This is a genomic window from Nocardia sp. JMUB6875 (assembly GCF_041154655.1).
GTDB lineage: Bacteria > Actinomycetota > Actinomycetes > Mycobacteriales > Mycobacteriaceae > Nocardia.
The window spans coordinates 23,017-37,202 of sequence record NZ_BAAFGR010000072.1 but is presented as its reverse complement, the minus strand read 5'-3'; the positions used below and the strand labels follow the sequence as shown (position 1 = coordinate 37,202).

The window sequence follows — 14,186 nt, the reverse complement described above, 5'->3', positions numbered from 1 at the left end:
GCGCCGACCACCACGCCCCCGCCGACCACCACCACGCCGGCGGGCAATGTCAACTGCGGCACCGTGACCGACGCGGGCGGCGGGACCCGCACGGTGATCGCGGTGGCCACCTCGGCGGGGACGGTGGGTTGCACGGAGGCCATCAATGTGGCGACCAAGTACGCACAGACGATCAGCACCAGCGATGTGGCGACCATCGACGGCTGGTCCTGCAACGCCCAGCCTGAACCGGCCTTCCCGTCCATGTGCGCGAAGGACGGGTTGCTGATCAACCTCGGCGCGCAGTAGGCCGAGCCCGGCATACAAAGCGGCCCCATCCGGATTCGGATGGGGCCGCGATTGTTTCGAGGGTTTACCCCTTGGCGGCCTTGAGCAGGTCCTCGATCTTGGTGAACTTCACCCGCGGACGGCCACCGGCCTTGCCCGCGGTCTTCTCGGCCGCGTCGATGGCCTTCCAGCCCTCGCGCCCGACCTGATCCGGCTGACGCTCGGCCAGCAGCGCGTCCAGCGCGGCCCGGTTGCCCTGCGGGGCGGCCAGTTTGCCGCCGGTGAAGTCCTCGATCAGCTGATCGACGGTCTCCTGCGAATCGACCCGGTTGGAGCCGATGACGCCGCGCGGGCCGCGCTTGATCCAGCCCGAGACGTACACGCCCTGAACCGGGTTGCCGTCGGCCAGGACTCGGCCCTTGGCGTTCGGGATGACGCCGTTGGACTCGTCGAACGGCACATCCGCGACGGGCTCGCCCTTGTAGCCGATCGAGCGCAGCACCAGGGAGGCCTCCAGGGTGCCGGTGCGGTCGGAGGCGCGGGCCACGCTGCGGCCGTTCTCCTCGACCAGCTCGTTGTGCACGTACTCGACGGCCTCGACCTTGCCCGCGCCGGTGATGGCGGTGGGCGAGACCAGGTAGCGGAACACGATTCGCTTGTGGTCCGGGTTGCGCTTGCCGGCGGCGTACTCCTCGGCGAGGGTGTACTTCAGCTTCAGCGACGGCTCGATCTCCGCATCGTCCAGCTGCGCCTGCGAGGCCGAATCCAGCACCAGGTCCTCGGGATCGACGATGACGTCGACGCCCTTCAGATGCCCCAGCGCCAGGAACTCCGACGAGGTGTAGGCGGCCTGCAGCGGACCGCGGCGGCCCAGCACCACCACCTCCTTGATATTGCTGCGGCGCAGCGCATCCAGGGCGTGGTCGGCGATATCGGTCTTGGCCAGCTCGTCCGGGTTCACGGTGAGCACGCGGGCCACATCGAGGGCCACATTGCCGTTGCCGACGATGACGGCGCGCTCGCCGCTCAGGTCGAACTCGCGGTCGGCGAAGTCCGGATGGCCGTTGTACCAGGCCACGAACTCGGTGGCGGAGTGGCTGCCCGGCAGGTCCTCGCCGGGCACGCCGAGGCGGCGGTCGGTGGCCGCGCCCACGGCGTAGATGACCGCGTGGTGGTGTGCGAGGAGTTCCTCGTGCGAGATGTGCTTGCCGACTTCGACATTCAGCCGGTAGGCCAGCGCCTCGCGCCGGAAGGCCGATTCGAACAGGCCCGCCACCGACTTGGTGCCCGGGTGGTCGGGCGCGACGCCGGCGCGCACCAGGCCGTACGGGGTGGGCAGCCGGTCGAACAGCTCCACCTCGACGTCGGCGCGGCGCAGCAGTTCCTCGGCGGCGTAGCAGGCCGCGGGGCCCGCGCCGACGACGGCGACGCGCAGCGTGCCCAGTTCCTTGGGCGCGCGGGTGGGCGCGACCAGCGGCTCGAAGTTGGACTCCAGCGGATGCCGCTCGAAGTACGCGGCATTGATGTCCTTGAACCGCGCCAGCGAGGCGAGCAGGTCGTCCTCGGAGAAGATCGCGTCGACCGGACAGGCGTCGACGCAGGCGCCGCAGTCGATGCACGTGTCCGGGTCGATGTAGAGCTGCTCGGTCGTGGCGAACTCGCGTTGCTCAGGGGTGGGACGAATGCAATCGACCGGACACTCGGGTACGCAGCTGGCGTCGTTGCAACAACGCTGCGTGATCACATAGGCCATATCTCGCAGATCCTCGAAACTGTCGCGTGGTGCTACTCCGCTCGGGGTTCGAGCGAGGTCGGTAGAACACGTTCTAATATAGGCGGCATTCCATCGGGTGTCGGCACTGCGATGTGACGCCACCTTCAGTGTGCCTCGAGTGTGAGCACTGTCTCGCCTCGGCACCGATCGGTACCGCTGTGAGTCCGGTCTCCGGGCTGCACTCGAGGAGACCTACCGTAATACCTATGGTGCGGACTCTCATCTTGATGCGACACGGTAAATCCGGTTATCCCGAGGGCGTGCCCGACCATGAGCGTCCGCTGGCTCCGCGCGGACGCCGGGAGGCCGGACTGGCCGGGGACTGGTTGCGCGCCACCCAGCCGGGCATCGACGCCGTGCTCTGTTCCAGTTCGACGCGGACCCGGGAGACGCTGGCGGCCACCGGCATCACCGCGCCGGTGTCCTACGAGAAGTCGATCTACGAGGCGTCGCCGCACACCCTCATCGAATTGATCCAGCTCACCGACGACGCCGTCGAGACGCTGCTGCTCATCGGCCACTCCCCCGGAATGCCGTGGACGGCATGGGAATTGGCGGCCAACCGCGACTCCGGACCGGCCGAGGAGCTGAGCGCGAAATTCCCCACCTCCGCGCTGGCGGTCATCGAATTCGACCGGCCGTGGGCGAGCGCCGACCCGGGCACGGGCGAGCTGGTGCGCTTCCACGTGCCGCGGTAGAGCCGACCCGGCGGAACCGCCGGGAGCGACTCAGCCGAGTAGCTTGCCCTTCCACACCACGACGCCGCCGAAGACCAGCAGGAGCAGCAGCGCGGGCCAGAAGCCGAGCAGCCACCACACCACGCCCAGCACCACCACGACGGGCAGCGCGGCGATGGCGGTGATCACCGGGTTCTCCTTGGCCGTCTCCAGGGCCGAGCGCGCCCTGATCCGATCCATGTCTTTTCCAGCCATGCACCCAGCGTAGGCCCGAAATCGGCGCACGCCAGGACTGATCGAAACTTCGCGCCCCCGTAGGCTTGCTTGGAGTGCACTCCAACCCGCTAGCGTCAGGGTTGGGAAGAGAGGGGCGAGACGATGAGCGCACCACCGGTACAGCAGACCACCGCACCGCGGGACATGGCCGAGCACGAGCGGCCGCGCTATTCGATCGGCGAGGTATCCGAGCGCTGCGGCCTCACCCGCGACACCTTGCGCTGGTACGAGCGCATCGGGCTGATGGACTACGTGGGTCGCGACCATTCCGGCCAACGCCGGTTCAGCGACCGGGATCTGGACTGGCTCGCCTTCATCGGGAAGCTGCGGCGCACCGGAATGTCGGTGGCGGACATGGTGAAATACGCCGAACTGGTGCGGGCCGGGGAGCACACCTATCCGCAGCGGCTGGAGATGTTCCGCCGCACCCGCGAAGAGGTGCTCGCCCAGATCGAGGAACTGCGGTCCACCCTCGTGGTCCTCGACTACAAGATCGAGCTGTACGAGGGCGGCCCGAAATGCGATCCGCCACCGGTCAAGACGAACGGCAGTGCCCGCCAAACCGTTTGAGCCTGAGCGGCCTCAGCCGACCAGGCGAATCGTGTGCCCCGTGTGGTCGGCCTTGGCGCGCAGGTAGCGCAGGTTGTCGGGATTGGCGTGAACGCCCGTCGGCAGGGTGTCGCGCACGATCACGCCCAGGGCGCTGAGCTGGCGCACCTTGTCGGGATTGTTGGTGAGCAGGTCGAGTTCGGCGATGCCGAGCGCGGCCAGCATCTGGGCCGCGGCGGTGTAGTCGCGCGCGTCCTCGTCGAAGCCGAGTTCGGTATTGGCCTGGTAGGTGTCCAGGCCCGAATCCTGCAGGGCGTAGGCGTCGAGCTTGTTGTAGAGCCCGATGTCGCGTCCCTCCTGACGCAAGTAGAGCAGCACGCCGCCGGTGTCGGCGATGCGCTCCACGGCCTCGCGCAGCTGGGGTCCGCAGTCACAGCGGGCCGAGCCGAAGACATCACCGGTGAGGCACTCCGAGTGCAACCGCACCAGCGGCGTCGCGCCGAGGTCCGGGTCCCCCAGGACCAGAGCGAGGTGTTCGCGACCGTCGGCCAGGCCGTCGAAGGTGACCGCCTCCGCGGTCGTCGAGTACCCGTCGGCGAAGGTCAGCGGAATCCGCACGCGGGTGCGGACGCTCGCGCCGACGAAGGTGCTGCTCATGCGTGCTCCTGAAGCCAGAGACCGTTCCGTTCGAGCTGAACCCCGGCGATCGCGGGGTTATTCCAGCGCGAACGATCCGCGCGGTCCGGGACGGAACGGCTCGGCCAGGACGGCCTCGCGCTGGCGGGCCAGCAACTCCCGGCGGCGGGTGAGCTCGGCGATCTGGTCGTCGATGCGATCCAGGCCGTCGCTCACCACCTTTCGCGAGTGGTCGCAGTGCTGGAAGCCGGAATCGGTAGCGCAGGGCAGCAATTCGCGGATGTCGCGGGTGGGCAGTCCGGCGTCGAGCAGGGCGCGGATGCGGTGCACGCGTTCGGGGGCCGCGTCGCCGTAGCTGCGGTAGCCGTTCGAATCGCGATGCGGGACAAGCAGTCCCTGCTCCTCGTAGTAGCGCAGCAGCCGCGGCGGGACGCCGGTGACCCGGGACAGTTCGCCGATCAGCACTGTGACCTCCCGCACATCGCGTTGACCTTCACACCCATGTGAATCCCTAACGTCGCCGGCATGACGAACATTTCTTCCCACGACATCGTCCTCGCCAAGACCCAGGTCACCGGCTCCGGACCCGCCATCGTGCTGGCGCACGGCGGGGGCGGCGGCATCGACGCCAACTTCGGCGGGCTGATCCCCCTACTCGCCCAGGATCATCTGGTGATCGGCTCCGATTTCCCCGCCGACGACACCCCGCTCACCCTGGACGGCCTCGCCGACGCCCTGGTGGCCGAGGCGGTCGCGAACGGGGCCGAGACCTTCAGCATCGTGGCGTTCTCGCTCGGCACCACGGTCGCGATCCGCGCGGCCGTCCGCCACCCCGAGCGGGTGCGGGGGCTGGTGCTCACCGGCGGCTTCGCCAAGCTCGACAATCGGGGGCTGATGAATGTCGATCTGTGGCAGCGGGCCCTGGCCGCCGGGGACCGGGAGTCGTTCGCGCGCTACGTCATGCTGGCGGGATTCAGCAAGGACTTCGTGAATGCCATTCCGGCCGAGCAGCTTTCGGAGATCCTGGCGCAGACCGCGGCGAATATCCCCGGCGGCACCGCGGCGCAGGCGGCGCTGATCGAGAAGATCGACGTGCGCGCGGATCTGGCCCGGATCACGGTGCCGACCCTGGTCATCGGCCTCACCGGCGATCTGCTGTCCGATCCGGCCAATGCCCGGGAGCAGGCGGCGGGCATTCCCGGCGCGAAGTACACCGAGTTGCCCGGCGGCCATGTCGTCATGATCGAGCAGCCGGAGGCCTGGCACGCGGAGGTGCTCGGCTTCTTCGCGAAGCAGCGCGCGGCCGCGGCCCGCTGATTTCGACGCGCGGACGCCGCGGTTCATCTGGAAGACCCCGGGCCGGAACACCCAATTTTCAGACCGGAAGGCATGGTTCACGTTCTCGGCTTACGATGCAGCCACTATGCAGTCCGTAACTCACGACCGGGTGTGGATCGACAAGCAGACGCCCGGGGTCTTCCACGCACTCGAGAGCGTCGCCCTCGCCATCCGCGAGGCCGCCACGGCCGCCGGTTTGGACCGCGCCGTCATGGAACTGGTGAACGTGCGCGTCTCCCAATTGACCGGCTGCCCCTTCTGTCTGGACCTGCACTCCCGTTTCGCGCGCGAGGCCGGAATCACCCAGCAGCAATTGGATGTGCTGCCCGCCTGGGCGCGCAGCCCCTACCTGTTCACCGAAATCGAGCAGGCCGCGTTGCAGGTCGCCGAAACAGTGACTTCGTTGCCGGATGAAGAGAGCATGCGGCGTGAGTATGCTGCTGCGCGGCAACATTTGTCGGATGACCAGATGTCTGTCCTCATCTGGGCTGCCACCACTATCGGCGCGTTCAATCGCGTGTCAATTATGAGCAAACATCCGGTGCGGGTGCGGAAGGAGAACTGAACAATGAGCGAACAGGCCGTGGCGGCCGCAGTCGTTCGCAACGACGCGCAACACCGGTACGAGGTGTGGTACGGGAATTCGCTCGCCGGGTTCAGCGAGTACCGCGAGCGGGACGACAACGACACCACCTTCATTCACACCGAGGTGGATCAGGAATTCAGCGGTAAGGGCCTGGCGAATCTGCTCGCCCAGGAGGCGATCAAGGATGTGATCGCGCGCGGCCGCGTCATCGTGCCGCGTTGCCCGTTCATCAAGAGCTGGCTGGACAAACACCCGGAATACGACGAGTACGTGGTAGGGAAGGGCATCAAGCGATGAGCGACCTGGAGCCGAAACCGGAAGCGTCACTGTGTGAATCCTCCGGGCGGCCCGGGCCGCGCGCGGAATTCTTTCCGGCGCGTGAGGTGCCGCTGGGCGGCGTCCGCGGCGTGACGGTCTTCCGGACCCTCCCGCAGCGTGACCTGCCCACCGTCGGCGCCTGGTGCTTCCTGGACCACTTCGGCTCCAGCTCGGCCACCAATCCGACCGGGCACGATATCGACCCGCATCCGCATATCGGATTGCAGACGGTCACCTGGCCCCTGGACGGTCGCATCCGGCACCGCGACAGCGTGGGATCGGATGTGGAGATCGAGCCCGGGCAGTTGAACATCATGACCTCCGGGCACGGGATCGCGCATTCGGAATACCGGGTGCCGGGCCACGTCTCGGGGCACGGATTGCAGTTGTGGGTGGCGCTCCCGAATGAATCCCGGGATATCGCACCGCATTTCGAGCAGCACCGCGAGCTGCCGACATTCACGATCGCGGATGCCGTTTCGGGCACCGTGCTGATGGGGTCACTCGGCGGCGTCACCTCGGCGGCCACCGCCTATACCCCGATCGTCGGCGCGGATCTGTCGGTCCGGGCCGGAGCCGATGCCGAACTGCCGCTGAATCCCGAATTCGAGCACGCGGTACTGGTGATCGAGGGCGCGCTGGCAATCGACGGCACGAAGGTCGAACCCGGCAGCCTGTTCTATCTGGGCAGCGACCGGTCCTCGATTCGATTGCACGACACCGAAGGCGCGCATCTGCTGCTGCTCGGCGGCGAACCGTTCGCCGAGGATCTGGTCATGTGGTGGAACTTCGTGGCGCGCAGTCACGAGGAGATCGAGCAGGCCCGAAACGATTGGGAGAAGCACGATATCGGCCGTTTCGCCGATATCGCCGGGCACACGCCCGAACAGCGGATCCCGGCGCCGCCGCTGCCCGGCCTGCATTTGAAGCCGCGCAAACGTCGGTGCGGAGTTCCGCACGAATGAATCAACGACTGCTCAGTGACTGAGTTCCGATGACGCGCAACAGATCCAATTTCTCTTGCGTATCGGTATTCGGCGCCGGGTAGTAGATCAGCACGTGACGGGTGGCGCTGGGCGTGAGCAGCGGTTCGCAGATCAGGTCCAGCACACCGACTTCCGGGTGGATCATGCGCTTGTTGTGCTCCCGCTCGGAGCGCACCTCGTGCTCACCCCACAGCGTTTCGAACTCCGGGCTCGCGGCACGCAGCCGGGCGACCAGTTCGGTCACGTCGGCATCCCCGGCGCGGCGGGCGGCGGTGGCGCGGATGGTGCCGACGTGCATGTGGCTCAACCCCTCCCAGTCCGCCTCGGGGAAGATGCGCCGGGAGTCCGGTTGCGTGAACCAGAGCCACGGAATGCAGCGGTCCAGACCGCGCTGCTGCGAATAATCCCCGGACAGCAGGGTGTGCATGCGGTTCTGCACCAGCACCTCGCCCAGATCCGAGATCACCACGGCCGGAGTGTCATCCAGCTTCGAGAGTACGTGCAGAATGGCCGGACCCACATGGCCGTCGCCGCCGCGCGCCGGAGCCTGATGCCCGGCCAGGTAGTACAGATGGTCCCGCTCGCCGTCGGTCAACCGCAGCGCCCGCGCCAGCGCGGCCAGCACCTGCACCGACGGCCGTGGCCCGCGCGCCTGCTCCAGGCGCGTGTAGTAGTCGGTCGACATCCCCGCGAGCATCGCGACCTCGTCGCGGCGCAGCCCCGGTGTGCGGCGGCGCGCGCCCGGCGGCAACCCGACGGTGCCGGGTTGCAGCTGCTCACGACGGCGGCGCAGGAAGTCCGCGAGCTCGGTGCGATCCATTCCCCCACTGTCCCCTGTCCCGGTCCCGCTATCCAGGTATCGCTGATCCCTGGATGAACGCTCCTCTCCCGAACCCCGCTCGGACGGCGCAACGTTATCGGCATGACCACGAACCTCAGCACAGTCCAGCTCGGCAAGACCGGGCCCGCCGTCTCCCGCATCGGCCTCGGGGCCATGGGGATGTCCGGCATGTACGGGGAGGCCGACGAGGCCACCTCGATCGCCACCGTGCACGCCGCGATCGACTCCGGCGCCAACCTCATCGACACCGGCGACTTCTACGGGATGGGCCACAACGAACTGCTCATCCGGCGGGCGCTGGCCGACCGCAAGCGCGAGGATGTCCTGCTCAGCGTGAAGTACGGTGCGCTGCGCGGGCCCGACAACAGCTTCGGCGGCGTGGACACCCGCCCGGCGGCCACCAAGAACTTCCTCGCCTACTCGCTGCAGCGGCTGGGCACCGATTACATCGATATCTACCGGCCCGCGCGGCTGGATCCGAACGTGCCGATCGAGGAGACCATCGGCGGGCTCGCAGACCTGGTGCGGGCCGGATACATCCGCCACATCGGGCTGTCCGAGGTGGGCGCGGATACCCTGCGGCGGGCCGCGGCCGTGCATCCGATCGTGGATCTGCAGATCGAGTACGCGCTGATCACCCGCGGCATCGAGGCCGAAATCCTGCCCACGGCACGGGAACTCGGCATCGGCATCACCGCCTACGGGGTGCTCTCGCGCGGTCTGCTCAGCGATTCCCTGCGGCCCGGACAGCGGTTCGCGCCCAGCGATTTCCGCGCCCACAGCCCGCGCTTCCAGGGCGCGAACCTCGACGCCAACCTGCGGCTGGTCGACGCGCTCGCGAAGATCGCGGCCGAACGCGACGTTACCGTGGCCCAGCTGGCCATCGCGTGGGTGCTGTCGCGCGGCGAGGACATCGTGCCGATCATCGGCGCCCGCAAGCCGGAGCGCTGGGCGGAAGCCGCTGCGGCGGCCGATATCCGGCTCTCGGCGAATGAACTGGCCGCCATCGAGGCGGCCGTGCCCGCCGACGGCGTGGCGGGCGGGCGCTACGCACCGGAGCAGATGGCCATGCTCGACAGCGAGCGCTGAGATCTATTGCCGCCGTGGGCGAATGACCGCGGTGAAGGCCGCGCTGGCCACGGGCTTGCCGGTGACGTCGGCGATCGTCACCGGCACCTCCAGCTCGATCTCGGTGCGGGACCGGATGTTCGCGCGGGTCGTCGCGATCGTCTCCGCGGACAGTTCCGAGGTGGCGCTGAACGGGCCCGCCTCACCCTTGGCGCGGGCCAGGTATTCGATGCGGCCGTCGCGGGCGACGATGAAGGTGTCGCCGAGCAGGTCCACGATGCCGGAGATGGACGCGCCCATGGCGGCGGTCTCGGCCAGGCCGAACAGCAGGGCGGCGTGGATGTCGCCATTGTGGTTGAAGTGCTCGGGACGCGCGGGCATGCGGACCACATTGCGGCCGGGCGCGTATTCGACGCCCTCGATACCGGTGAACTGGATGAAGCCGAGCTTCTGGAAGCCCGCCATCACCATCTCGCCCATGGCCGCGCTCTGCTCGTCCTTGGTGGCGCTGTCCATCATGTCTCCCGCCGATCGGAAATTGAAACCTGTTCCAATTTCATACCGGGCGGGACGCGGCTTTGTCCACGGCAGCTTCCTGCCGGATCAACCCACCACGCGGCCCTCGAGGCCCAGCGCCTCGGACGTACTGGCCATGGTCTGACGGGCCAGCCGGGGATCCTTGGCCAGGCTCTGCCCCAGCGTCGGCATGAGCCGGCGCAGGCGCGGCTCCCAGAGCTGGGCATAGCGCGGGAAGCAGCGCTCCAGCACCTCCATCATGATGACGGGAGCGGTCGAGGCCCCCGGCGTCGCGCCGAGCACCGCGGCGATCGAACCATCGTGCGAGGCAACGACTTCCGTCCCGAACTCCAGCACGCCGCCGCGCTCGGCATCCGGCTTCACGATCTGGGCGCGCTGGCCCGCGGTGATCATGGTCCAGTCCTCGGGGCGGGCGCCGGGCACGAATTCCCGCAGCGCCGCGAACTTCTTCTTGCGCCGGGCCGCCACCTGCGAGACCAGCAGCCACGCCAGGTCCTTGTTCTGCTTCAGCATGGCGGTGAGCGGCGCGATATTGTCCGGCCGCAGCGAGGCCGGGGCGTCGAAGAGCGAACCCTGTTTCAGGAAGCGCGGATTCGCGCCCGGATATGGTCCGAACAGCAGCGCGCGCTTTCCGGCGATCAGGCGAGTGTCCAAGTGCGGCATGGAAATAGACGGCGCGCCCACCGGCCCGCGGCCGTACACTTTGGCGTCGTGCTCGGCCACCACGTCGGGATTGTCGCAGCGCAGGAATCGGCCGCTGACCGGCAGCAGGCCGTAGCCGTTCGCCTCCGGAATGCCCGCCCGCTGCAGGATCTTCAAGGCCCAGCCGCCTGCGCCCGCGAATACGAAGCGCGCGTCCACCTTTCGGGTGAGGCGGTCGTTGTCGGTGCGCCAGTCGACCCGCAACTGCCAGGTGCCGTCATTGTTGCGGCGCAGCCCGCGCACCTCGCAATTGCGGTGGATCTCCACATCCTGCCAGCGCAGCCAATGGAACAGCTGGGCGGTGAGCTCACCGAAATCGATATCGCTGCCGGTGATGTCGCGGGTGGCGGCGATCGGCTCGGATTCGTCGCGGCCCGCGGTGAGCAGGGGCGCCCATTCGCCGATCACCTTCGGATCGTCGCTGAATCGCATATTCGCGAAAAGATGGTGCGCGGAAAGGGTTTCGTGGCGGCGGCGCAGGAAATCCACTTCCTCGCGGCCGCGCGCGAGCGTCATGTGCGGGACCGCGTTGATGAAGGTCGACGGATCCCGCAGAATGCCCGTGCCCACCAGCGAAGCCAGCAATTGACGGGTGAGCTGGAACTGCTCGTTGAGCACGATGGCGGGCCCGATATCGATGGAACCGTCGGGATTCTCGGTCGTGTAATCGAGTTCGCACAGGCCCGCGTGGCCGGTGCCCGCGTTGTTCCAGGCCGCCGACGCCTCCGACCCCACCTCGGGCAGCCGCTCGTAGACCGCGATGGTCCAACTGGGTTCGAGGTGTTTGAGCAGCATGGCGAGGGTCGCGCTCATGATGCCGCCGCCGATCAGAGCGACATCGTAGGGTCGCAGGGGCACCTGTGTTCTCGTTGTCATTTCCCGCTAGCACCATTCGCCGACCCGCCAGAACGCGCAGCAACCCTATCGCCCAACCCCGCCCGACGCACGCGGAGCTATCGCCCGCACCACATTTCGCGGACGCGGGGTTGCGCACCGATTCGGAATCGTCCTATATTTGCCGCAATCCAAGAGATGCTCTCCGGAAGTTGTGCCGCAGAATGAGAGCATCCACCTCCGATGAGGTGCGGAGTGGGCGGCAAGCAGTTTGTGCCCACTCATATCCTCATGGAGGTCATCCCATGCACATCGGTCTCGGACTCCCCATTTCCGATCCCATCGCCCTGCTCGACTGGGCGCGCCGTGCCGACGCCGGCCCCTTCTCCACCCTCGGTCTGCTCGACCGTCTCGTTTACGACAATCCCGAACCGCTGGTCGCCCTCGGCGTGCTCGCCGGTGCCACCAACCGCATCCGCCTGCAGACCGAGGTGCTCATCGCACCCCTGCGCGATCCCGCGCTGCTCGCCAAACAGGCCGCCACGCTGGACGTGCTGTCCGGCGGCCGGTTCGTGCTCGGCCTCGGCGTCGGCGGTCGCGCCGACGACCACGAGGCCTCCGGCACCGACCTGCGCACCCGCGGCCGACGCCTCGACCAGCAGATCGAGCTCATGCGCGAACTCTGGGCGGGTAAGCCGTTCAGCGACACCTGCGGTCCGATCGGGCCCGCGCCGCTCACCCCCGGCGGTCCCGAACTGCTCTTCGGCGGCTTCCAGCCCGCCGCGCTCGATCGCGTCGGGCGTTGGGGCGGTGGCTTTCTCGCGGCCGCCGCACCGTCCTGGGCGGGTGGGCTCTTCGACACCGTGCGCAAGTCCTGGTCCGATCACGGCCGCCCCGGCGCACCGCGCATCGTCGCCCAGGTGAATGTCGCGCTCGGCTCGGACGCCCTGGTCGACGATGCCCGCGCGGCCATGGGCGCGTACTACGAATTCTCCGGCCGCGCCGACTACATGGTCGCCGGAATGCTCACCACGCCCGGCGAAATCCGTGACGCCGTGCGGCAATTCGACGATCTCGGCGCCGACGAGGTGATGTTCTACTGCTACGGCCGCGACGCCGACCAGGTGGACCGGCTCGCCGACCTGCTGAGCTGATCGAACCGATTAGCTGACCGTCTTGCGCGCCCGATAGGCCGCCACCGCATTGCGATTGGTGCAGGCCGTGGAGCAGTAGCGCCGGGATCGATTGCGCGACAGGTCCAGCACGATGCCCTCGCAGGTCTCGTCCGCGCATACCGACAGGCGCGAGAGCTCGTCGGCGCGGATCAGGTCGATCATGGCCATGGCGGTCTCCACGGCGATGCGCACATCCAGCGGAGCCTCGGCCGGGACCGCGTGGATGTGGTAGTCGATGTCGTCGTGGCGGACCAGCCGCGGCACCGCCCGATGCTTGGCCAGCAGGCCGTTCACCAGCTCGACGGCGGTGTCGCGGTCGGCGGTGAGCAGGCGGCGCAGCGGGGTGCGCAGGGCCCGGACCGCGGTCAGCTCGGCGGCGGTGCGGGTATGCGCGCCGGTGTAGCGGTGCTTGACGAAAAAGGCGTCCAGCTGCGGGATCTCGGTCAGGGTGTCCGGGTCCTCGGCCGAGTTCACCAGCTCGACCGCCGCGGCCATGGACGCCACCGTGTCATCAGCGAAAAGCACGTTGACATATTACACGCGCGGGCCGTAGCGTCATTAGTCATGGCGACTTTGACTCATGACAGCGTGGTGGTGTCGAACCGGCTCCGCACCGGACTGCTCACCGCCGCGCTGTCGGCCTCCGCGTTCGGACTCTCGGGACCGCTGGCCCGCGGGCTGATCGACGCGGGCTGGAGTCCGGCCGCCGTGGTCATCGTGCGCGTACTGCTCGGCGCGGTCGTGCTCATGCCCATCGCCGCGGTGCAGTTGCGCGGCGATTGGAATCTGTTGCGCCGCAACGCGGGACTACTCGCTGGCTATGGACTGCTCGCGGTCGCCACCGCGCAGCTGTCGTACTTCAACGCCGTCGCGCACATGGATGTCGGGGTGGCGCTGCTCATCGAATACACCGCGCCCATCGCGGTGGTGATCTACCTGTGGCTGCGGCACGCCCAGAAGCCCGGGCGCACAACCATTCTCGGCGCGATCATCGGAGTGGTCGGGCTGATCCTGGTGCTGAACCTGCGTTCCGGCACCAATACCAGCTGGGTCGGCATCGCCTGGGCCAGTGGCGCGATGGTGGGCGCGGCCGCGTATTTCATCCTCTCCGCGCACGCCGGGGACGCGGTGCCGGGCACCGTGCTGGCCACCGGCGGACTGCTGGTCGGCGGGCTCGGCATTCTGGCGGGCGGGCTGGTCGGCATCGTGCCGCTGCACGCCACCACCGAATCCGTGGCGTTCCGGGGGTTCACCGTGCCGTGGTGGGCGCCGCTGCTGGCGCTCGGCGTGGTGACCGCGTCCATCGCCTATGTCACCGGTATTGCCGCCACCCGCATGCTGGGTTCGCGATTGGCCTCCTTCGCGGCCCTGGGCGAGGTGCTCGCGGCCATCCTCTTCTCCTGGGCGCTCTTGGGCCAGACACCCGCCGCCATCCAATTGCTCGGCGGCGCTTTGATTCTCATCGGCGTCATCGTGGTCCGCCTGGGCGAGCCGGAAGCTCCCTAGCCCGCCCCTAATTCACCGCGGCGCGTTGCTCATATGCGCCGCAACCCTTCACATCTCGAGTTGATAACGGTAGTTTGACGCAAATGTCGGGGAATCAGTCCGCAACTCGAGAGAAG

18 protein-coding genes are annotated in these 14,186 nt (G+C 68.1%); 10 read left to right on the top strand and 8 right to left on the bottom strand.

What is annotated here, in order from left to right:
- Window positions 1-288, top strand: a 288-nt coding sequence (locus ACAM49_RS19925) for a hypothetical protein (protein WP_369637031.1), incomplete at its 5' end; no start/stop codon positions are given.
- 64 nt (window positions 289-352) lie between these two features.
- Here ACAM49_RS19925 and ACAM49_RS19920 read toward each other — a convergent pair.
- Window positions 353-2,020: an FAD-dependent oxidoreductase gene (locus ACAM49_RS19920; RefSeq protein ID WP_369637030.1), complete on the bottom strand. Its 1,668-nt coding sequence runs from the start codon at window positions 2,018-2,020 to the stop codon at window positions 353-355.
- Between the two features lie 227 nt (window positions 2,021-2,247).
- Between ACAM49_RS19920 and ACAM49_RS19915 the strand changes: the two genes are divergently transcribed.
- A complete protein-coding gene (locus ACAM49_RS19915) occupies window positions 2,248-2,739 on the top strand; it encodes a histidine phosphatase family protein (RefSeq protein WP_369637029.1) in 492 nt (163 codons plus the stop codon).
- Window positions 2,740-2,769: 30 nt separating this feature from the next.
- On the opposite strand, the gene ACAM49_RS19910 is transcribed toward ACAM49_RS19915, so the two are convergent.
- Window positions 2,770-2,973, bottom strand: coding sequence for a hypothetical protein (locus ACAM49_RS19910; RefSeq protein ID WP_369637028.1), 204 nt, complete (start codon window positions 2,971-2,973; stop codon window positions 2,770-2,772).
- A 123-nt stretch (window positions 2,974-3,096) separates the two neighbouring features.
- Between ACAM49_RS19910 and ACAM49_RS19905 the strand changes: the two genes are divergently transcribed.
- Complete coding sequence (locus ACAM49_RS19905) at window positions 3,097-3,564, top strand: MerR family transcriptional regulator (protein ID WP_369637027.1); 468 nt, start codon at window positions 3,097-3,099, stop codon at window positions 3,562-3,564.
- Between the two features lie 12 nt (window positions 3,565-3,576).
- Here the strand turns inward: ACAM49_RS19905 and ribA are convergent, their stop codons facing one another.
- Together ribA and ACAM49_RS19895 are read right to left on the bottom strand one after the other, a co-directional pair.
- Complete coding sequence (gene ribA, locus ACAM49_RS19900) at window positions 3,577-4,200, bottom strand: GTP cyclohydrolase II (protein WP_369637026.1); 624 nt, start codon at window positions 4,198-4,200, stop codon at window positions 3,577-3,579.
- A 57-nt stretch (window positions 4,201-4,257) separates the two neighbouring features.
- A complete protein-coding gene (locus ACAM49_RS19895) occupies window positions 4,258-4,659 on the bottom strand; it encodes a MerR family transcriptional regulator (protein ID WP_369637025.1) in 402 nt (133 codons plus the stop codon).
- Window positions 4,660-4,704: 45 nt separating this feature from the next.
- Between ACAM49_RS19895 and ACAM49_RS19890 the strand changes: the two genes are divergently transcribed.
- The 4 genes from ACAM49_RS19890 (at window position 4,705) to ACAM49_RS19875 (ending at window position 7,386) form a co-directional block, all read left to right on the top strand.
- The gene (locus ACAM49_RS19890; protein ID WP_369637024.1) at window positions 4,705-5,496 is read left to right on the top strand and encodes an alpha/beta fold hydrolase; all 792 of its coding nucleotides are present in this window, start codon (window positions 4,705-4,707) and stop codon (window positions 5,494-5,496) included.
- Between the two features lie 130 nt (window positions 5,497-5,626).
- Window positions 5,627-6,082 (top strand): carboxymuconolactone decarboxylase family protein, encoded by a 456-nt coding sequence (locus ACAM49_RS19885; protein WP_369637023.1) that lies wholly within the window; start codon window positions 5,627-5,629, stop codon window positions 6,080-6,082.
- Between the two features lie 3 nt (window positions 6,083-6,085).
- Complete coding sequence (locus tag ACAM49_RS19880) at window positions 6,086-6,400, top strand: GNAT family N-acetyltransferase (protein ID WP_157393575.1); 315 nt, start codon at window positions 6,086-6,088, stop codon at window positions 6,398-6,400.
- Entirely contained in the window at window positions 6,397-7,386 is a 990-nt protein-coding gene (locus ACAM49_RS19875) for a pirin family protein (RefSeq protein ID WP_369637022.1), read from the top strand. Before ACAM49_RS19880 ends, ACAM49_RS19875 begins: the two co-directional genes overlap by 4 nt.
- 1 nt (window position 7,387) lies before the next feature.
- On the opposite strand, the gene ACAM49_RS19870 is transcribed toward ACAM49_RS19875, so the two are convergent.
- The gene (locus tag ACAM49_RS19870) at window positions 7,388-8,227 is read right to left on the bottom strand and encodes a helix-turn-helix transcriptional regulator (protein ID WP_369637021.1); all 840 of its coding nucleotides are present in this window, start codon (window positions 8,225-8,227) and stop codon (window positions 7,388-7,390) included.
- Window positions 8,228-8,329: 102 nt separating this feature from the next.
- Between ACAM49_RS19870 and ACAM49_RS19865 the strand changes: the two genes are divergently transcribed.
- A complete protein-coding gene (locus tag ACAM49_RS19865; RefSeq protein WP_369637020.1) occupies window positions 8,330-9,337 on the top strand; it encodes an aldo/keto reductase in 1,008 nt (335 codons plus the stop codon).
- Window positions 9,338-9,340: 3 nt separating this feature from the next.
- Here the strand turns inward: ACAM49_RS19865 and ACAM49_RS19860 are convergent, their stop codons facing one another.
- Together ACAM49_RS19860 and mqo are read right to left on the bottom strand one after the other, a co-directional pair.
- A complete protein-coding gene (locus tag ACAM49_RS19860; protein WP_369637019.1) occupies window positions 9,341-9,832 on the bottom strand; it encodes a PaaI family thioesterase in 492 nt (163 codons plus the stop codon).
- An 87-nt stretch (window positions 9,833-9,919) separates the two neighbouring features.
- Complete coding sequence (mqo, locus tag ACAM49_RS19855; protein WP_369637018.1) at window positions 9,920-11,413, bottom strand: malate dehydrogenase (quinone); 1,494 nt, start codon at window positions 11,411-11,413, stop codon at window positions 9,920-9,922.
- A 281-nt stretch (window positions 11,414-11,694) separates the two neighbouring features.
- On the opposite strand from mqo, the gene ACAM49_RS19850 reads away from it, so the two are divergent.
- Complete coding sequence (locus ACAM49_RS19850; RefSeq protein ID WP_369637017.1) at window positions 11,695-12,543, top strand: LLM class flavin-dependent oxidoreductase; 849 nt, start codon at window positions 11,695-11,697, stop codon at window positions 12,541-12,543.
- Window positions 12,544-12,552: 9 nt separating this feature from the next.
- On the opposite strand, the gene ACAM49_RS19845 is transcribed toward ACAM49_RS19850, so the two are convergent.
- Window positions 12,553-13,089 (bottom strand): CGNR zinc finger domain-containing protein, encoded by a 537-nt coding sequence (locus ACAM49_RS19845; RefSeq protein WP_369637016.1) that lies wholly within the window; start codon window positions 13,087-13,089, stop codon window positions 12,553-12,555.
- 39 nt (window positions 13,090-13,128) lie between these two features.
- Between ACAM49_RS19845 and ACAM49_RS19840 the strand changes: the two genes are divergently transcribed.
- Complete coding sequence (locus ACAM49_RS19840; protein ID WP_369637015.1) at window positions 13,129-14,070, top strand: DMT family transporter; 942 nt, start codon at window positions 13,129-13,131, stop codon at window positions 14,068-14,070.
- Window positions 14,071-14,186 lie beyond the last annotated feature (116 nt).